Annotated in this window: 27 protein-coding genes and 1 tRNA gene; all 28 read left to right on the forward strand. The window is 33.6% G+C overall.

Annotated features, from left to right (window positions below):
- Positions 1-38 precede the first annotated feature (38 nt).
- The 28 genes from HUU89_RS01230 (at position 39) to HUU89_RS01360 (ending at position 16,230) form a co-directional block, all read left to right on the forward strand.
- Complete coding sequence (locus HUU89_RS01230) at positions 39-263, forward strand: hypothetical protein (protein ID WP_175300769.1); 225 nt, start codon at positions 39-41, stop codon at positions 261-263.
- Positions 260-610 (forward strand): hypothetical protein, encoded by a 351-nt coding sequence (locus HUU89_RS01235; RefSeq protein ID WP_175300770.1) that lies wholly within the window; start codon positions 260-262, stop codon positions 608-610. Before HUU89_RS01230 ends, HUU89_RS01235 begins: the two co-directional genes overlap by 4 nt.
- A 3-nt stretch (positions 611-613) precedes the next feature.
- The gene (locus HUU89_RS01240) at positions 614-865 is read left to right on the forward strand and encodes a hypothetical protein (protein WP_117828510.1); all 252 of its coding nucleotides are present in this window, start codon (positions 614-616) and stop codon (positions 863-865) included.
- Positions 866-904: 39 nt separating this feature from the next.
- Positions 905-1,039, forward strand: coding sequence for a hypothetical protein (locus HUU89_RS15240; RefSeq protein WP_317992313.1), 135 nt, complete (start codon positions 905-907; stop codon positions 1,037-1,039).
- 8 nt (positions 1,040-1,047) lie between these two features.
- Positions 1,048-1,473, forward strand: coding sequence for a hypothetical protein (locus HUU89_RS01245; protein ID WP_175300771.1), 426 nt, complete (start codon positions 1,048-1,050; stop codon positions 1,471-1,473).
- Positions 1,440-1,616: a hypothetical protein gene (locus HUU89_RS01250; RefSeq protein WP_175300772.1), complete on the forward strand. Its 177-nt coding sequence runs from the start codon at positions 1,440-1,442 to the stop codon at positions 1,614-1,616. The genes HUU89_RS01245 and HUU89_RS01250 overlap by 34 nt, the downstream gene beginning before the upstream one ends.
- Positions 1,617-2,006: a membrane lipoprotein lipid attachment site-containing protein gene (locus HUU89_RS01255; protein WP_175300773.1), complete on the forward strand. Its 390-nt coding sequence runs from the start codon at positions 1,617-1,619 to the stop codon at positions 2,004-2,006.
- Positions 2,003-2,209 carry a hypothetical protein gene (locus tag HUU89_RS01260; protein ID WP_175300774.1) on the forward strand — a complete coding sequence of 69 codons (207 nt, stop codon included), beginning with the start codon at positions 2,003-2,005 and terminating at the stop codon, positions 2,207-2,209. The genes HUU89_RS01255 and HUU89_RS01260 overlap by 4 nt, the downstream gene beginning before the upstream one ends.
- Before the next feature lie 67 nt (positions 2,210-2,276).
- Positions 2,277-2,735, forward strand: coding sequence for a hypothetical protein (locus HUU89_RS01265; protein ID WP_117575819.1), 459 nt, complete (start codon positions 2,277-2,279; stop codon positions 2,733-2,735).
- 114 nt (positions 2,736-2,849) lie between these two features.
- Positions 2,850-2,923: transfer RNA gene (locus HUU89_RS01270), tRNA-Lys, on the forward strand.
- A 26-nt stretch (positions 2,924-2,949) separates the two neighbouring features.
- Positions 2,950-3,369, forward strand: coding sequence for a terminase small subunit (locus HUU89_RS01275; RefSeq protein WP_117575821.1), 420 nt, complete (start codon positions 2,950-2,952; stop codon positions 3,367-3,369).
- Complete coding sequence (locus HUU89_RS01280; RefSeq protein WP_175300775.1) at positions 3,356-4,642, forward strand: PBSX family phage terminase large subunit; 1,287 nt, start codon at positions 3,356-3,358, stop codon at positions 4,640-4,642. Before HUU89_RS01275 ends, HUU89_RS01280 begins: the two co-directional genes overlap by 14 nt.
- A gap of 11 nt (positions 4,643-4,653) precedes the next feature.
- Positions 4,654-6,135: a phage portal protein gene (locus HUU89_RS01285; RefSeq protein ID WP_175300776.1), complete on the forward strand. Its 1,482-nt coding sequence runs from the start codon at positions 4,654-4,656 to the stop codon at positions 6,133-6,135.
- 14 nt (positions 6,136-6,149) lie between these two features.
- On the forward strand, positions 6,150-7,718 hold the full coding sequence (locus HUU89_RS01290; protein WP_175300777.1) for a polymorphic toxin type 50 domain-containing protein: 1,569 nt from the start codon (positions 6,150-6,152) through the stop codon (positions 7,716-7,718).
- Positions 7,711-7,923: a hypothetical protein gene (locus tag HUU89_RS01295; RefSeq protein WP_175300778.1), complete on the forward strand. Its 213-nt coding sequence runs from the start codon at positions 7,711-7,713 to the stop codon at positions 7,921-7,923. Before HUU89_RS01290 ends, HUU89_RS01295 begins: the two co-directional genes overlap by 8 nt.
- A 227-nt stretch (positions 7,924-8,150) precedes the next feature.
- Complete coding sequence (locus HUU89_RS01300; RefSeq protein WP_175300779.1) at positions 8,151-8,339, forward strand: hypothetical protein; 189 nt, start codon at positions 8,151-8,153, stop codon at positions 8,337-8,339.
- A 41-nt stretch (positions 8,340-8,380) separates the two neighbouring features.
- Positions 8,381-8,542, forward strand: coding sequence for a hypothetical protein (locus HUU89_RS01305; protein ID WP_175300780.1), 162 nt, complete (start codon positions 8,381-8,383; stop codon positions 8,540-8,542).
- 86 nt (positions 8,543-8,628) lie between these two features.
- Positions 8,629-9,222: a DUF4355 domain-containing protein gene (locus tag HUU89_RS01310; RefSeq protein ID WP_175300781.1), complete on the forward strand. Its 594-nt coding sequence runs from the start codon at positions 8,629-8,631 to the stop codon at positions 9,220-9,222.
- Positions 9,223-9,235: 13 nt separating this feature from the next.
- Positions 9,236-10,162 carry a hypothetical protein gene (locus tag HUU89_RS01315; protein ID WP_175300782.1) on the forward strand — a complete coding sequence of 309 codons (927 nt, stop codon included), beginning with the start codon at positions 9,236-9,238 and terminating at the stop codon, positions 10,160-10,162.
- Positions 10,163-10,177: 15 nt separating this feature from the next.
- On the forward strand, positions 10,178-10,426 hold the full coding sequence (locus tag HUU89_RS01320; protein ID WP_175300783.1) for a Rho termination factor N-terminal domain-containing protein: 249 nt from the start codon (positions 10,178-10,180) through the stop codon (positions 10,424-10,426).
- Positions 10,419-10,751: a phage head-tail connector protein gene (locus tag HUU89_RS01325; protein WP_175300784.1), complete on the forward strand. Its 333-nt coding sequence runs from the start codon at positions 10,419-10,421 to the stop codon at positions 10,749-10,751. The genes HUU89_RS01320 and HUU89_RS01325 overlap by 8 nt, the downstream gene beginning before the upstream one ends.
- Positions 10,717-11,022, forward strand: a complete 306-nt coding sequence (locus HUU89_RS01330; protein ID WP_175300785.1) for a hypothetical protein — start codon at positions 10,717-10,719, stop codon at positions 11,020-11,022. Before HUU89_RS01325 ends, HUU89_RS01330 begins: the two co-directional genes overlap by 35 nt.
- On the forward strand, positions 11,019-11,552 hold the full coding sequence (locus tag HUU89_RS01335) for an HK97-gp10 family putative phage morphogenesis protein (protein ID WP_117827083.1): 534 nt from the start codon (positions 11,019-11,021) through the stop codon (positions 11,550-11,552). Before HUU89_RS01330 ends, HUU89_RS01335 begins: the two co-directional genes overlap by 4 nt.
- A complete protein-coding gene (locus tag HUU89_RS01340; protein WP_117827081.1) occupies positions 11,549-11,908 on the forward strand; it encodes a hypothetical protein in 360 nt (119 codons plus the stop codon). The genes HUU89_RS01335 and HUU89_RS01340 overlap by 4 nt, the downstream gene beginning before the upstream one ends.
- A gap of 14 nt (positions 11,909-11,922) precedes the next feature.
- Positions 11,923-12,339, forward strand: a complete 417-nt coding sequence (locus HUU89_RS01345) for a phage tail protein (RefSeq protein WP_117575841.1) — start codon at positions 11,923-11,925, stop codon at positions 12,337-12,339.
- 11 nt (positions 12,340-12,350) lie between these two features.
- Positions 12,351-12,782 carry a DUF6096 family protein gene (locus HUU89_RS01350; protein WP_175300787.1) on the forward strand — a complete coding sequence of 144 codons (432 nt, stop codon included), beginning with the start codon at positions 12,351-12,353 and terminating at the stop codon, positions 12,780-12,782.
- 363 nt (positions 12,783-13,145) lie between these two features.
- Positions 13,146-15,848 (forward strand): hypothetical protein, encoded by a 2,703-nt coding sequence (locus tag HUU89_RS01355; protein WP_254697674.1) that lies wholly within the window; start codon positions 13,146-13,148, stop codon positions 15,846-15,848.
- Between the two features lie 16 nt (positions 15,849-15,864).
- On the forward strand, positions 15,865-16,230 hold the full coding sequence (locus HUU89_RS01360; RefSeq protein WP_175300788.1) for a DUF6711 family protein: 366 nt from the start codon (positions 15,865-15,867) through the stop codon (positions 16,228-16,230).
- The last annotated feature ends 2 nt before the right edge of the window (positions 16,231-16,232 follow it).

Consider the following 16,232-nt stretch of genomic DNA (forward strand, 5'->3'; position numbering starts at 1 on the left):
TTAAACGTAACATTTTATAAGAAAACGGGGTAAAAAGAATGAAAAAGGAAAGATTGACCTCTCTATTAAATAACACTAAAAAGCGGGTTAATATATTTGATTGCAAAAGTACTTTTATTTGTGAGGGTCGCGGTTATAAGCTTGGCCAACATATAGGAAGTGCCTTATATAATTCTGAAATTCTTTTCATAAAAGATGATGGTGAAGAACTTAGTGTTGTTGTTAATGTAGAGTTAAAAAAAGAGGTAGGAGAAAAAGTATGAATAAATACCAAGATGCATTAAATTTATTGAAATCATGGGCTAAAAAAGATAGGGACGCCTATAGTCCTAAGCATTTAGAAAATATAAATAACTGTGCAAATACATTACAAGAATTAGTTGATTTTAATAAAACATTTGCACATGTGTTAGGTAGCATTGATTTTAAAGCTCTTAGAAACATTTTAGAAACAAAATTGCCTAAGAAGCCAATCAAGAAAGAAACCGTTACTCTTTCAATGTTAAATATAGATGTAACTTTTGGAAAGTGTCCAACTTGTGGTTCAGCTTTAGCAGGAAAGCAAAACTATTGTACAAAATGTGGACAAGCTATCGATTGGGAGGGTTGAAAATTGAAAAAACCTAGTAGAGAAGAATATACAGAGCGAGGCGCTGCACTCGGTGTCGACGAAACATATAAGTACGTAGAAGCTCTAGAAGGATATTGTGAGCAATTAGAAAAAGCTTACGAAGATGTAAAAAAAGGTTTAGATAATGCTTGCAACAAACTAGAAGGTTTATATCTTTGCATTGATGTTTTAACGGATAAAGAATCTAAAAAAGATAAAGAATATTGGAAAAAGAAGGTAATGAAAGATGACTAAATTTGAATTGAATCTATTAAAAGAATTCTCTGATGATGGATGTGGTGGGATGACTTTGATGAAATCAGTACATTAGTTGGCATGAGGATGAGAGGCTACTTTCAAGATGCCGAAGATGATGAAACCATTGATGAATTGATAGAGAGGTATGAAGAATGTATAAGTCGCCAATAGAAATAGTAATGAAAGAAGTGTTTCAAAAGATGAATGAGGATTTTGAAAATTCAGTATTTAAAGCTATACAAAAAGTCGGCATAAATGTTGATAAAGAAGAACTCCTAAAAGCTCTAATTTATGATAGAGGACAATATGATAAAGGATATGAGGATGCGATGAATGAAATCAAGCATCCTCAACCCCTTAAATTTGAAGATTTAACTCCTGGTATGTGGGTTTGGGATAATTTCTTTACAACTTTTACAAGATTAGAAAATACATATTTATATTCTGATGATGCTCTTGCCAAAGAAACTAAAATGACAACGTTTTATTGCGATGCAGGTGTTCTAACTAAGCCTTTTGAAGAAAATAGATATTATCCAGTTCAAATTCCATGGGAAGGAGATAAAAAACAATGGGAGCGTACTATAGAAAGTTGCAAACAGTAAAACATGCTTTGCAATACTATATCACTAGACCGAACGCTAGTAAAAAGGATCTAGTAAGAGAAAAGAATTTATTGAAGTCAGTTGAAGAAGAAGTAGAAATTTATCAAGAAAGAAATCACATTCCAAAGAAGGAGAACAAGTAAATGAAAAAAGTATTAATCATATTAGCAAGTGTATTTGCTTTAACCGGGTGTTCAAAAGCATCTAGAGTTAATCATAATATTAGAAAAGATGCCAACAACTTTAAAATTACAAGAAAAGTCGTTGCTCTTAATACTAGAACAAATGATCCTTTATTTACCGTTGAGGGAAAGATTTCCCTCGATAGTGATGAAGATGGAGATTTAAACGTAACTATTAAGACTGGAAAAGGAAAATACAAATTATTTTATGCACATCTATCAAATGATGTTACATACACTTGTATTCAAACGGAAGCTAAAAAAGAAAATCCTTATGCTTATGATATTCAATTCTTCCCAGCAAAAGAAGTTGTTGAAAATGGAATTATAGATATCAAATCAAGTGAATGAGAAAGGGTAAAACAATGACAAAGTTTGAATTGGACTTATTGCAAGAGTTAGAAGAGTTAACTAGTGGGCTTGATAATCACTTTGATGAAGTGCCTCTTTTGCTCGGTATGAAAGAAAGAGGATACTTTCAATATGTGCCATACGGCATGACATTAAAAGATGCTATTGTCATGTATAAAAAATTATTATACAAAGAAAAATAGAAAAAAACGTTAAGAAATGTTAAGATTATTTACATAAGGAATAATTAGCAAATCATGAGGAATAGAGATGCAAGAATCAAAGTATCAAGTTATTAATTGGAAACGCTGGAAAGATACAAAAAGGCTTTTAGAAGAAACACGTGATCAACTAAAGGATGATAGAAAAGCAATTACTTATTCTAAAGAAATGCCAGGAACAAATCACATGAGTGTTATTCAAAGATATAATAAAATCTTAGAAAACACTGATATTTACGATGGTTATATTCATGCTTACAAGATTGTAATTGAAAGATTGGAAAATTGTATAGCAACCTTGCTTAATCAAGAGCAAAGAAAGGCCATTATCATTTATGCAAATAATCCAGGAAAGGGAGAAAGTGGGATGCGTGAACAAGAAGCTCTAAAACAAGGCTTCTCAAGAGCAAAATTTTATGAGGTAATAAATCAATCCTTTAATATTTTAGACACTGTTCTAGCCCTTGAATCGGTGCAAAAAACGGATGCTGGACTAATTCAAGACTAAATACTAGAAAAAATGTGTTATATTATTAATGTGGTCAAGCCATAAGAAAGAAAAGCACCCCTTTTCGAAATTCAATAAGAGCAACTTCGGTTGCTTTTTTTCTTTATTTAATATAGCAGGGTAGTAAAAAGGTATAACGCAAGTCTCTTTAGCTTGTATTCCAGGTTCGATTCCTGGTCCTGCAACCACTAAAAAAATAAAGGAGGTGTGTCATATGACAGAAAAGCAAAAGCTGTTCTGTGATGAATATTTAATTGATCTAAATGGCACACGAGCCTACAGAACAGTATATAAGAGCAAAACGGATAGAACAGCTGCAACTAGAGCAAGTAATCTTTTAAAAAAAGAAGATATCGCTGAATACATCAACAAGCGACTTGAAGAAATTCATAATGAAAAGACTGCAGATATTCAAGAAGTCATGGAATATCTCACATCAGTTATGCGTGGAACAAGTGAAGCTAGTACTCTAGCGATGTGCGGTGATGGTATGCAAGAAGTCATAACTAAAAAGCCTGATGAAAGAGAAAGATTGAAAGCTGCTGAACTTTTAGGTAAACGTTTTGGCATGTTTAAAGAAAGTGTAGATATTACTTCTAATGGTCAAACAGTGATTATAGATGATATCGAATAAAGTCAATTTAAAATCAATCATTGGTCCAGCTTTTTATGATGTTCATAAACATATCAAAAATAATGATTTCACCCACTACTGGTTAAAGGGTGGCCGTGGATCATTGAAATCATCGTGTATTGGAACTGAAATTCCTTTAGGTATCATGAGGGATGCAAAAAAAGGATTAATGAGCAATGCAGTTGTAATCAGACGTGTAAAAGATACTTTGAGAGGTTCAGTTTACGAGCAAATCAAATGGGCCATTTATATGTTGAAAGCTGAAAATGATTGGGAAATTCCTGATTCAAAGCTGCAAATGACATATAAGCCAACTGGCCAAGTCATCATATTTAAAGGCGCTGATAACCCTAAAAAGTTGAAATCAACTAAGGTATTTATTGGCTATATTAAATATGTTTGGTATGAAGAATGCGATGAATTTGAAAGTTATGACAAGATAACGAATATCAATCAGTCGTTGCTTCGTGGTGGTCCTGAATATTGTGTCTTTTATTCGTTTAACCCACCTGAATCGCAAAGAAGTTGGGTAAATAAAGAAGTTCTAGTTAAAAGAGATGATTCTTTTGTCTCTCATACAACTTATCTTCAAGCACCGAAAAAATGGCTTGGAGAGCAATTTCTTATTGAAGCTGAACACATGAAAAAGACAAAGCCTGAAAAATACAAGCATGATTATTTAGGCGAAGTAACTGGTACAGGTGGAGAAGTATTTACCAATCTTACAATAAGAGAAATTACAAATGAAGAAATCCAAACATTTGATAGATTAAAGAATGGTTTGGACTTTGGTTACGCTGGTGACCCATTAGCATATCTTAAGATGCATTATGACAAGACGAGAAGACGTCTTTTTATTTTTGGGGAAGTATATGGTACACGTTTATCCAATGCAAAAGCAGTTGCGAAAATTAAAAAGCTTAACCCATTGAATAAATTAGTAACGTGTGACAGTGCAGAACCACGTACGATAAACGAATTCAAGTTGCTTGGATTAAAGGTAACTGGAGCAAAGAAAGGACCTGACAGTGTAGAAAACGGGATAAAGTGGATGCAGGATTTAGAAGAAATCATTATTGATCCTATTCGTTGTCCTAACGCTGCAAGAGAATTTAATGATTATGAGATTGAAAAAGATAAAGAGGGAAATCTTAAAGGAGAGTTTCCTGATAAAAATAACCACACGATTGATGCTGCACGATATGGGTGTGAACAAGACATCATCCAATCAAAAGGTCGAGCAGGTAAGAACCGTGCTAGATATGAAAATTAGGAGGTATCCACGTGTTTACGTTCACAATAGATAGTTCAAATTATGATGAAACAAAGTTGAATCTTGTTCAAATTGAAGAGTTGATCAACAAACATCGTAATTTGATTGGAAGAATTAAAAAGAATCAGCGATATTATGAAGCTAATCATGATATTAAAAGAAGACAAAAGAAGTTGAAGACATCAGCAAATAACAGAGTTGTTTGTAATCACGCTAAAGATATCAGTGATACAGCAACTGGTTATTTTATGAACAGTCCAATTTCTTATGCAAGTTATGATAATCAAAATAAAGAAAGCATTGATAAACTAACGGATGCATTTGATAAAGCGGATGTAGATGATGTCGATAGTGACAATGCACACGATATGAGTATTTGTGGTGTCGCTTATGAATATGTGTATATCAAACAAGGTGAAACTGAAATAGCAGTTAGAAATCTTGAACCTGACCATACATTTTTAGTATACGATGATACGATAGAGCAAAATCTTCTTTTTGGTGTTTATTATTATCGATACAAGGATGTAATCACCAGTCAGCAATGCTATCGTGCGACTGTATGTACTAAGAATTACATCACTACAATGATTTTAGAATGTAACAATAGAAATAGGCATAGGTTTATTGATAAACCAGTTAAGCACTTTTTTGGAGATGTTCCAATCATTGAATATCGAAACAATAAGCTTTGTATTGGCGATTTTGAACAGCAAATCTCTTTGATTGATGCTTATAACAAGCTCATGAGCGATAGGGTTAATGATAAAGAGCAATTTGTTGAATCATTGCTTGTTATTTATGGTTCGCTGATGGGTGATGACAATGAAGAAGTCAGTGAAACAATGAAGATTCTAAAAGAAAATGGTCTTCTAGAATTACCTGCAGAAGCAAGAGCTGAATATCTTTCAAGAGTTTTTGATGAAGCAGGGATGGAAGTATTAAGAAAAGCAATCAAAGAAGATATCTATACATTTTCTCATGTTCCTAACTTAACTGATGAAAATTTCGTTGGTAACAGTTCAGGTGTGGCCATGGAATATAAACTTTTAGGACTTCAAATGATTACTGGAGAAAAGGAAAAGTATTACATAAAAGGATTAAAAAGAAGAATTGAATTGTTCTGCAATTATTTAAATATAAAAGCAATCGTAATAGATCCTGGAAATGTAAAAATCACATTTACTCGAAAACTTCCTAAAAACTTGAATGAGTTAGCTCAAATGATTGCCAATTTAAGTGGAAAGGTATCAAATGAAACATTGATTGAACAACTTCCTTTTATTGAAGATGCTCCAAGTGAAATGGAAAAAGTCAAAAAAGAAAATGAAGAAAGCGTAAAACTTCAACAGCAAATGTTCAAGCAACAAAGTGATGTACCTTTTAATCAAGACGAGGAGAACAAGGATGATGAAACAGGAAATGACACTGATACAAAAAATGATGCTTCAAATGTTAAAGGTAATAAACAAAATTCTAGCATTCCTAATTAAGAAATTAAGATGATATGAAGAATGAGAAATATTGGAAAAAGCGCCAAGAAGAAAAGCTTTCATCTATTTTGAATGATGCACAAGTAGCAAGTGAATATGTTTCAGATATCTACAGTAAGGCTAGTCTTTACACTCAAAGTAAAATCAATGGTATCTTTGAAAAGTATAGAGATGGTCATGGCTTATCAAATGCCGATGCAAAAGAAATGCTTGATTCTTTGATAAGCGATAGGGATTATAATCAAATAAAAAGAATACTTGAAAATAATCCAAAGACCAAACAAAGAAAAGAGCTTTTAAAGAAATTGGATACGCCACCCTATCAATATAGAATCAAACGACTTGAAAATATGCAAAGTCAGTTAGATAAATTGATGAATGAAGTTTATAAAGTTGAAAAAGATGTAAGCACTGATTGTTATATCAACAGTGCTTTTAATGCTTATTATAGAAATGTATATAATCTTCAAAAAGGCATGAAAGTTGCTTATCAGTTCGATATGTTGGATCCTGAACTGATAGACAGCATGTTAAAGTCAAGATGGAGTGGTAAGAATTATTCCAATAGGATTTGGGATAATACGAACGCACTGGCCGAATCTTTAAAAGATGAAATGCTGATGGGCGTTTTAACAAACAAGACTGAAAAAGAAATGGCCGACACGATTATGAATAAGTTTGCTGTTGGTGCTTATCAAGCAAGACGACTTATTCAAACTGAAAGTGCAGCAATGACAGCATTTGCTGATCAACAAGCTTTTAAGGATGCTGGCATTGAAAAAGAAATGTTTATTGCAGTACATGACAGTAGAACATCCCAAATTTGTCAGCATCATGATAGAAGCATCGTAGAAATAGCAAAAGCTAAAGTAGGTGTCAATGTTCCACCTCTTCATCCAAATTGTCGTTCACACATGATTCCTTATATTGAGGGCGTTACTGATGCTATGAAGAAAAGACAACGCAATCCCGTTACTAATAAAGATGAAGTTGTGGATGTTAGTGAAAATTATGATCAATGGTTGAAAAGACAACAAGAAGAACATGGTGTTGATACTGTTAATTCTTTCATGGAAAAAACAAAGAATGCATCTAGCGATAGAAAGCAGTATAATAAATACATTGATGTTTTAGGTAAAGAAAATATGCCAACTTCACTATCTAAATTTCAAGATATGAAGTATAATGATGTTGAGAAATTCAATGATTTAAAATTGCATTTTAAAGATAGTAAGTTGCAAAAGGGAATCACTGAATCTTACAATTTGACTTTACGAGAAGGTCAACAAGGGAAACACATTTTAGGACATAATAATTATCTTGAAGGAAGAAGTTATATAGTTGATGCATCAATGAAAGATATACAAGAATGCATAAAAAAACATGCTGGAAATGGTACAATAAATCGATATAGAAATGGAGACTGGGATAACACAGAGTCTATAGTTGATAATTCAATTGTTGGATATGTATTAAGTATTGACAAGACATGGATAGCAACAAATAAGTTTAAAATACATTATAGTAAAGAGAAAGGTACACATATGGTACCGACACTAAAAGGAGTAAAGAAAAATGACTGAAAGAGAATTGTTTGATTGTTTAGGAAAAAATGTAAAAATCATTTTTAAAGATGGTCAAATTTTAGAAGGATTTTGTGAAGGGTTTGATACTGAAAATGATAATGCTCCTAGAAAGGCATCAATTGATATTAGACAGAAAAATAGTTCACATTGTGTTGTGGCATTTGCTGATGAAATTGAAAAAATAGAATTAACCGACAACTAGTCGGTTTTTATTTTGCCTAAAAAGAAAGGATTAAGAGAAATGTTAAAAGCGTTATTAATTATATTTGTAATAGCAAAAATTCTAGGATTGATTACCTGGCCATGGTGGATTGTGTTATGTCCATTGATTATAGCGATGTTAAGTCCTATTATAGTTTATTTATTTTGTTATATTTTAAGCAAGAAATAGAAACTTGCTTTTCTTTTATTCGTAAAAAGGAGGGCTTTATGTCACAAGGATTAAGACCTCACTTTCATCAAGAATACATTGGTAGAAGTGAACAGTACTACAATAAAAAGAAACATCTTTTAATAAAAAAAGAGCAAAAGATATGTATGATATGTGGCCGAGAGAGATACGTAATTACTAAATGTTATGTACCGCCGCCAAATAGAAAAGAAAATTCAAACGGGTAACTGAGAGGTTGCTTTTTATTTTACTAAAAAGGAGGCATATTATGGCAAAGTTAAGAGTTATTCATAACATGGTTGATACTAGATGTGGAATCACAAGAAGAACTGGAGAAGTTTTTGAAGTGAACGATGAAGAACGTATCAAAGAGTTATTAGATGCAAAAGTAGTAGAAGAAGTAAAAGAAAAAATTAAACCTGATAAATAGGCAATTACTGATTGTCTTTTTATATGTCCAAAAACTTATGACACTAAAAGATGGGATGGTCTTACGGACCTTAACTGGAGGATTTTATGAAAGAAAAATTTTTATTTCCTTTAAACATTCAATTATTTGCTGATGATGGTTCCGGAAATGATTCAGGAAATGATAATGATCAAGGAAACGATGGCCAAGGTAATGACGGCCAAGGAAATGATGGTCAAACTGGCCAAGAAACGAAGACTTTTACTCAAGAGGAACTAGATAGAATCGTTCAAGGAAGAATTGCGAAAGAACGTAAATCTTGGGAAAAGCAATTGGAAGAACAGCAAACAGAAGCTCAAAAACTAGAAAAAATGAGTGAAAAAGAAAAGAAAAAGTATCAGGAAGAAAAAAGAATCAAGGATTTAGATGATAGAGAAGCAGCAATTACACGTAGAGAATTGACTGCACAAGCAAAAGTACAATTGGCCGACAAAGGAATTCCAACTGAACTTGCTGAGATCCTTATTTTAACTGATGCCGATTCTTGTAAAAAAAGTATCGAAACAGTAGAAAAAGCTTTTCAAACAGCTGTGCAAAGAGCAGTGGAAGAAAGAATAAAAGGTAGAGAACCTATGAAAAAAGCTAAAGATGCTAAATTAACTGATGAGGAATTAGTTTATCAAAAAATGATGGGAAAATAGGAGGTAATAAAATATGGCAATTAACACATTAGCAACAGCTACTTTATTTCAAGAAACATTAGATAAAGTAGCTATGCACGAAGCATTAACAGGATGGATGGAAGCAAATGCAGGAGATGTAATCTATAATGGTGGTGCTGAAATTAAAATTCCTAAAATGTCTTTACAAGGATTGGGAGATTATGACAGAGATAATGGATATACACAAGGCTCTGTAACATTAGAATATGAAACAAGAAAAATGACACAAGATCGTGGACGTAAGTTTTCATTGGATGCAGTAGATGTTGATGAAACTAATTTTGTCGCAACTGCTTCAACCGTTATGGGAGAATTCCAAAGAGTTCATGTTGTTCCTGAAATCGATGCATATCGATTATCAAAAATTGCAACAGATGTTATTACAGCTAACAAAACAGAAATGATTGAATATGGATATACTCCTGCAGAATCAACTATTTTAAGAAAAATGAAAACTGGTATTAAAAAAATCAGAGATGCAGGATATAACGGTGATTTAATCATCCATGCAACTGGAGATGTTATGTTAGAACTAGAAATGTTCTTATCAACAAAAATGCAAACAGCAACAATTTCAATCGGTGGAATTGATTTAACAGTTCCAGCAATTGATAAATGTGCAATCATCGAAACACCTCAAAATCGTATGTATACTTCTATCAAAATGAACGATGGAAAAACATCTGGTCAAGAAGTAGGTGGATACGCAAAAGGTACAACTGCAAAAGATATCAACTTTATGATTATTCCTAAACCAGGTGCGATTGCGGTTTCTAAACAAGACAAAATGCGTATCTTTGATCCTAATACAAACCAAAAAGCTGATGCATGGGCAATGGATTATAGACGTTTCCATGATGTTTGGACAAAAGACAATACATTACCATTAATTTATTTAAATATTAAAGATGCTGCGTAATAGGAGGTCTTTTTGATGAAAACTATTATCAATAGCAATGTTGAAAGAATTATCGAAGATGAAATGTTAGAAAAATATAAAGCCTTAGGCTACAAAGAAATTTCATCTTCAAAAGCAAATGATAACGCTCCTGAAAATAAGCCGTTATCTAAAATGAAAGTTGATGAATTAAAAGCATTAGCAACAGAATTAGGAATTGAAAATACAGACTCACTTACAAGAGATGAATTGATTGCAGTAATCAAAGAAAAGAAAAATGGATAAATTAAAAGAGCAGTTTAAAAAACTAACAGGAGAAACTGATGAAGAATTGGTTTCTTCTTTTCTTTTAAAATCTCAAAATACTGTATTATCAAAAACCAATCGAAGTGAGTTGATTGATGATCTCAATGATTATGTTTTGAAATTGGCCATTGCACTTTACAATCGTCAAGGAAACGAGGGGCTTGCATCTTATAGCGAGGGTGGAGAGAGTGAAAGTTATCAAAGTGAAGATGAAATTCTTTCAGGTATTTCCAATTATCGCTTATCAGCTATGGCAAGGAGATTGAAAGATGAAAAAAAGAAGTCTCAAGAAGTTTCAAATTAAAACTTACAGTGCTGTAAAAGATGATGAGGGCAATGTCATTGAAACCTATAGTGATGAAGCAAATGAAGATGTAGCTCTTATATGGCCAGCATCTTCAAAACTTCAAACTGAACTATATGGTATGCGTGTAAATGGTATCTTGAATATGCATTATTATGGCTCTCTAGCAATTAAAGAGCATGACATGATTAATTATGAGGGTATCAGCTATAAAGTCATCAGCATTCAAAATTTCAAGCGATTTAAAGCAATTGAGATTGAAAGAGTATGACAAGCACTGATTTTAGCAATCTCATAAGAAAACTTTCAGCGTTGGACAACCAAGCATGTCAGGAGGTTGCAGTTACAGCTGTTAAACAAGCAGGTGTGATGGTTCAATCTCAAGCAAGACTGCTGATATCCAGTGATACTGGAGCATTGGCCCGTTCAGTCAAGGTGAAAAATGAGGTCAAGGAAAACAAGGCAACAGCCACTGTTTACACTAATTCAGCTTATGCACCTTACTATGAATTTGGAACTGGTCCTAATGGAGAAGCCAATCATCAAGGTATTTCTCCTCAAGTATCACCCAAATATAAACAAACAGGTTGGATGATACCTGCAGATGCGATGACAGTTGATAAAGCTGAAATGTATGGTTTCAAGGTTGCTTATAAAGATGGTGAAGTCATTGGTTATTACACTAAAGGTCAAATGGCAAGGCCTTTTATGTATCCTGCGCTTCATGATCAGGAAGATACCATTAATAAAAATACTGAAAAGCTATTTAAAAATAAAATAAGGGAGCTATGTAAAAAATGATTAATGTTAAAGATATCGTTTATAAAGGATTGTCTCAAGTTGTTGAAAATGTAAGTGATGCTTATCCACAAAACTGGAGCAAAACACCTGCAATTCAATATGTTGAGGAAGAAAATAAGCCATATGAATTTACGGATGATAAGGAACAGCTTTCTTTTGTTCGCTTTAGAATCGACATATGGGATATGAAAAGTACTTCACAAACAGCATGTGATGTAGATGATATCATGTCGTCTCTAGGATTTTTAAGAACGACATGTGCGGATGTTCCTGACCCAAGCGGTTTAAAACATAAACAAATGAGATATGAGGCAATCATTGATTGCAAAAAACAATTTATTTATCACACAAAATAAAGGAGGAGTAGAAAATGTTAGCGAATGGAGCAACATTAGAATATAAGAGTAAGTCAGTAACAAGCTTTGCTAAATTAAAAGGCTTGAAAGAAATTCCTGAAATTGGAGTGGATCCTGAAAAAGTAGATAATACTGATTTGGAAGCCTCTCAAAAAGTGTATGAAATGGGAATTGGAGACCCAGGAGACATCACTTACAAATTCAAATATGAAAATACTGAAACTGACAGTCCATATCGTATTTTAAGAGCATATGAAGCATCAGGAGAAACTTTATCTTTCAAAGAAACATTGAAAGATGGAACAACTACTGAATTCGATGGCCAAATTTCTCTTAAGAGAACTGGTGGCGGTGTCAATGGTGTTATTGAATTTGATTTAAATATTGCATTAGCAAGTGCATTTAAAATTACTGATCCAAAAATTGTTTAGGAGGCTGAAAAATGGGAGTATTAAGTGGAGAAACCGAAGAAGTTCAAGCAGAAGTCGTTGAGGCACCAAAAAGAAAACCTTTTACCATTTGGGAAGTTGATGGTAAAGAATACAGATTAAAACTCACTACTTCTGAAATTGTCAGCTTAGAATCAAAATTAAGAGTTAACCTATTAACGATTATTTCTAGTGCTGATGATGGTTCATTGCCACCATTGAAAGTAATGTTATTGATTACACATGGTGCAATGAAAAAGTTCCAACATGGAATCAAAGAAGATGATGTCATCGAATTATTTGATAAATATTGTGAAGAGGGCGGAACTCAAATGACATTCATGACGGATGTGTTCTTGCCAATTTATCAGGTAAGTGGTTTTTTCTCCCAAACTCAAGCGGAAACGATGGACAAGAGACTAGTGGAAGCGAAAGAGCAAATGTAGAAAACATAGAATTTGAATATGTATCTGATTTAATAAATGAACTATATCCAGTCGCTTTAGATTGTGATATCAGTTCATTTTTATTTTGGGAATCTTCGGTACTTGAAATCACTGACTATATCGAATCGTATCGAAGAAAAGAAAAGAGAAAACAAAAGCAAATAGCAATCGACAATCATATTCTTGCTGATCAACTGCTTAAAGGAATATCAGTTATTTTCAGTGAAGAAAATAAAGCTATTGAAATCAATGAATTATGGGATTATTACCCTGGATTATTTGAAGAAGAAAAGAAACAGCATCTTATTGAACAAGAAGAAAATGAATTTGAGAACTTTAAGGCAAGAAGAATGAAATTTGCGAATGCTTACAATAAAAAATTTAAAGGAGATGATTAAAAAGACACTAGAAGAATTAAAAGTTATCATCTCAGCTGAAACAAGCAAATTCAAGAATGCATTGAAAGATGCGACGAATGAAGCAAAAACATCAGCTAACAGTATTGAAAGCTCTACTGGTCGAATCAGCAGAGCAGTAAGTGGAATTAAATCTATGGTAGCAAAGGTTGCTGCAGGTTTTGGTTTGTACAAATTAGGAAAAGAAGCGATTGAGGTTGCTTCCAATATTACTGAGGTACAGAACGTAGTAGATACAGCCTTTGGAGATATGTCATGGAAAGCCGATAGGTTTGCACAAAATTCCATTCAACAATTTGGTATGAGTGAACTCTCAGCCAAAAAGACAGCATCTACATACATGGCCATGGCATCAGGTATGGGACTAGGTGCTGACAAAGCGAGTGATATGGCTATTTCTTTGGCTGGACTTTCAGGGGATGTTGCATCGTTCTACAACATTTCACAAGAGTTAGCGGATATCAAATTGAAATCAGTATTTACTGGTGAAACTGAAACCTTAAAAGATTTAGGAATCGTTATGACACAAACTAACTTGCAATCTTACGCATTGAGCCAAGGAATCAGCAAGAATGTAAGTGACATGTCACAAGCTGAATTGACAACTTTAAGATACAACTTTGTATTGAATCAATTATCAATGGCTCAAGGAGACTTTGCGAAAACAAGTGGAACATGGGCCAACCAAGTGCGTATCTTGCAAGAACAGTTCAAACAGTTATTAGGAATCATTGGTAATGGATTGATTGCTGTATTGACACCAGTCATTCAAGTTATAAATATGATTATTGGAAAACTCATTACACTAGCAAATGTAATTGCAGGTGTTTTTGGCAAATTATTTGGTAAAAAGAGTGGAGCAAAACAAGCAAGTGCTGGATTTACTGCTGCAGGTGATTCAGCTAAAAAAGCTACAGCTTCAACTGGTGGCTTAAATAAGTCATTGAAAGGTACTGAGGGTCAAGCTAAGAAAACAGCAAAGGCCTTAGGCTCATTGGCATCATTTGATGAAATCAATACAATCAGCGCAAGTGATTCATCAGGTTCAGGTGGTTCAGGCAGTGGAGCAGGTGGAGGCGTTGGTGGTGGAGGCTATGATATAGATCCAATCGATTGGGACAGTGCTTTTGGAGAACCTGATACGAGCGGTATCGATAAAGCAGTCGACCATGTATTGAAGAAAATTAATTCTATCAAGGAATGGCTCGTACAAAACAAGCCAATCATTCTTTCATTGATTGCAGGTATCGTTGCTGGATTCCTTACTTTTGAAGTGATCAAGAATTGGGGTACGATTATTGCTGCAGTCACTTATCCATTTCAATTATTAAGTCTTGTAGTTTCTACATTCTTATCAGGAATGGCTGAGGGCGGTGGAATATTAGGTGGATTTCAGGCAGTCTTGGGTGTTACAGCAGGAACTGCAGCATACTTTGCAACAATTGTAGCAGCGATTACTGCCGCATTGGTTTATTTATATCAAACGAGTGATAGCTTTAGACAGTTAGTAAATGATTCAATAGGAGAACTTGTAGGAATTTTAAATAATTTCTATAAGAATATTCTTGTTCCTATTTTTGATTTCTTATTAGATTTGTTTAATACAATTATCGTTCCTTTAGCAACCTTTATAGCAAAAGTCTTTGTAAAGGCAGTAGAAGCAGTCTTTACTATAGCTCTTTCATTATGGAAAAACGTTTTGGCACCACTAGCTAACTTCTTAGTAAGTGTGCTTTCAGTAGTATTACAAGGTGTCTTGGAAGTATGGAATACATGGAAACCGGGCATTGAAGCAATTGGAAAAGCAATCAATTGGGTATGGGACAATGTTCTTTCTCCATTGGTTGACTTTATTCTTGGGTCATTCAGCGATACATTCAAATCATGGGGCGATTTGATCAACAAATTGATTCCTGATGTTATTGAAATCTTCCAAGGATTGACTGATTTTTTTGTTGGAGTATTTACTGGCGATGAAAAGCGTTGTTGGGAAGGAATTAGAAAAATATTTGAAGGATTCTCAAGCTTTCTTAAAAATATCTTTGCAACTGACTGGACACAATCATTTGGTTTATTAGGTGTTCCTCTTAATGCATTCTGTTCAACGGTTACAACTATTTGGAACACGATAAAAGGTGTCCTAAATGGAATTATCACGTTTATTAGAGGTGTATTTACTGGAAACTGGAGACAAGCATGGGAAGGTGTTAAACAAATCTTTTCAAGCATCGTCAGTGGATTAGCAAATATTTTTAAGGCACCAATCAATGCAATTATCAGTGGAATCAACAGTTTCATTGGTGGATTAAATAAAATTAAAATTCCTAATTGGGTTCCAGGTGTCGGTGGAAAAGGATTTAATATTTCAAAAATTCCAAAATTGGCTGAAGGTGCAGTTGTTTCAAAAGCAACTCCTGCAATCTTTGGGGAAGCAGGAACTGAAGCAGTTATCCCTTTACAAAGAAATACTAGAGGTTTAGACTTAATTGCTCAAAAGATTTCTGAAAGATTGCCACAAGTTGATAATGGTAATGGAGGTACTTATGTTATCAATTTAGTTTTAGAAAATGGTAAAGTTTTAACTAGAATGGTGATTGATAATATCAAAGAATTTGAAGCGCAAACTGGTAAGCCAGTATTCGATTATTAATTAGGAGGTGTAGAATATGGCCGATGAAGCTAAAATAAAAGTGAATGGTGTATTATTACCTACGCCTTCTGATATCAGTGTTGAAATCCAAGATTTGGATGGTGATAGCATTAGACCTATCGCTACAGGAGTTTTAAGGCGTAACAGAATAAGGTCAAATATGTTGAAAGTGACATTGACATGGAATCTAAAGACATTTGTAGATGTCATGAGCATTCTAAATGCAGTTACTCCTGCAGAGTTCAATGCGGAGCTGTATATTCCTGATCATGGAATACGTGGCACCAAAAAAATGTATGCTGGAAATAAGAAATTTAATTATGTAAGGACAAAGGTTGGGCTCAAAGCACAATCTTTTTCTTTTGCTTTGATTGAGGTGTAGAA

This window comes from Faecalibacillus sp. H12, assembly GCF_013361255.1.
GTDB classification, from domain to species: Bacteria; Bacillota_I; Bacilli_A; order Erysipelotrichales; family Coprobacillaceae; genus Faecalibacillus; species Faecalibacillus intestinalis.

Excerpts from the sequence above, each read along its gene's own strand:
- HUU89_RS01345 (WP_117575841.1), top strand. The coding sequence starts at position 11,923 with ATGTTAGCGAATGGAGCAACATTAGAATATAAGAGTAAGTCAGTAACA.
- HUU89_RS01305 (WP_175300780.1), top strand. The coding sequence starts at position 8,381 with ATGGCAAAGTTAAGAGTTATTCATAACATGGTTGATACTAGATGTGGA.
- HUU89_RS01245 (WP_175300771.1), top strand. The coding sequence starts at position 1,048 with ATGAAAGAAGTGTTTCAAAAGATGAATGAGGATTTTGAAAATTCAGTA.
- HUU89_RS01330 (WP_175300785.1), top strand. The coding sequence starts at position 10,717 with ATGAAAAAAAGAAGTCTCAAGAAGTTTCAAATTAAAACTTACAGTGCT.
- HUU89_RS01260 (WP_175300774.1), top strand. The coding sequence starts at position 2,003 with ATGAGAAAGGGTAAAACAATGACAAAGTTTGAATTGGACTTATTGCAA.
- HUU89_RS01255 (WP_175300773.1), top strand. The coding sequence starts at position 1,617 with ATGAAAAAAGTATTAATCATATTAGCAAGTGTATTTGCTTTAACCGGG.
- HUU89_RS01320 (WP_175300783.1), top strand. The coding sequence starts at position 10,178 with ATGAAAACTATTATCAATAGCAATGTTGAAAGAATTATCGAAGATGAA.
- HUU89_RS01315 (WP_175300782.1), top strand. The coding sequence starts at position 9,236 with ATGGCAATTAACACATTAGCAACAGCTACTTTATTTCAAGAAACATTA.
- HUU89_RS01295 (WP_175300778.1), top strand. The coding sequence starts at position 7,711 with ATGACTGAAAGAGAATTGTTTGATTGTTTAGGAAAAAATGTAAAAATC.
- HUU89_RS15240 (WP_317992313.1), top strand. The coding sequence starts at position 905 with ATGTGGTGGGATGACTTTGATGAAATCAGTACATTAGTTGGCATGAGG.
- HUU89_RS01230 (WP_175300769.1), top strand. The coding sequence starts at position 39 with ATGAAAAAGGAAAGATTGACCTCTCTATTAAATAACACTAAAAAGCGG.
- HUU89_RS01355 (WP_254697674.1), top strand. The coding sequence starts at position 13,146 with ATGCTTACAATAAAAAATTTAAAGGAGATGATTAAAAAGACACTAGAA.
- HUU89_RS01265 (WP_117575819.1), top strand. The coding sequence starts at position 2,277 with ATGCAAGAATCAAAGTATCAAGTTATTAATTGGAAACGCTGGAAAGAT.
- HUU89_RS01350 (WP_175300787.1), top strand. The coding sequence starts at position 12,351 with ATGGGAGTATTAAGTGGAGAAACCGAAGAAGTTCAAGCAGAAGTCGTT.
- HUU89_RS01340 (WP_117827081.1), top strand. The coding sequence starts at position 11,549 with ATGATTAATGTTAAAGATATCGTTTATAAAGGATTGTCTCAAGTTGTT.
- HUU89_RS01325 (WP_175300784.1), top strand. The coding sequence starts at position 10,419 with ATGGATAAATTAAAAGAGCAGTTTAAAAAACTAACAGGAGAAACTGAT.
- HUU89_RS01290 (WP_175300777.1), top strand. The coding sequence starts at position 6,150 with ATGAAGAATGAGAAATATTGGAAAAAGCGCCAAGAAGAAAAGCTTTCA.
- HUU89_RS01360 (WP_175300788.1), top strand. The coding sequence starts at position 15,865 with ATGGCCGATGAAGCTAAAATAAAAGTGAATGGTGTATTATTACCTACG.
- HUU89_RS01280 (WP_175300775.1), top strand. The coding sequence starts at position 3,356 with ATGATATCGAATAAAGTCAATTTAAAATCAATCATTGGTCCAGCTTTT.
- HUU89_RS01275 (WP_117575821.1), top strand. The coding sequence starts at position 2,950 with ATGACAGAAAAGCAAAAGCTGTTCTGTGATGAATATTTAATTGATCTA.
- HUU89_RS01335 (WP_117827083.1), top strand. The coding sequence starts at position 11,019 with ATGACAAGCACTGATTTTAGCAATCTCATAAGAAAACTTTCAGCGTTG.
- HUU89_RS01235 (WP_175300770.1), top strand. The coding sequence starts at position 260 with ATGAATAAATACCAAGATGCATTAAATTTATTGAAATCATGGGCTAAA.
- HUU89_RS01310 (WP_175300781.1), top strand. The coding sequence starts at position 8,629 with ATGAAAGAAAAATTTTTATTTCCTTTAAACATTCAATTATTTGCTGAT.
- HUU89_RS01250 (WP_175300772.1), top strand. The coding sequence starts at position 1,440 with ATGGGAGCGTACTATAGAAAGTTGCAAACAGTAAAACATGCTTTGCAA.
- HUU89_RS01300 (WP_175300779.1), top strand. The coding sequence starts at position 8,151 with ATGTCACAAGGATTAAGACCTCACTTTCATCAAGAATACATTGGTAGA.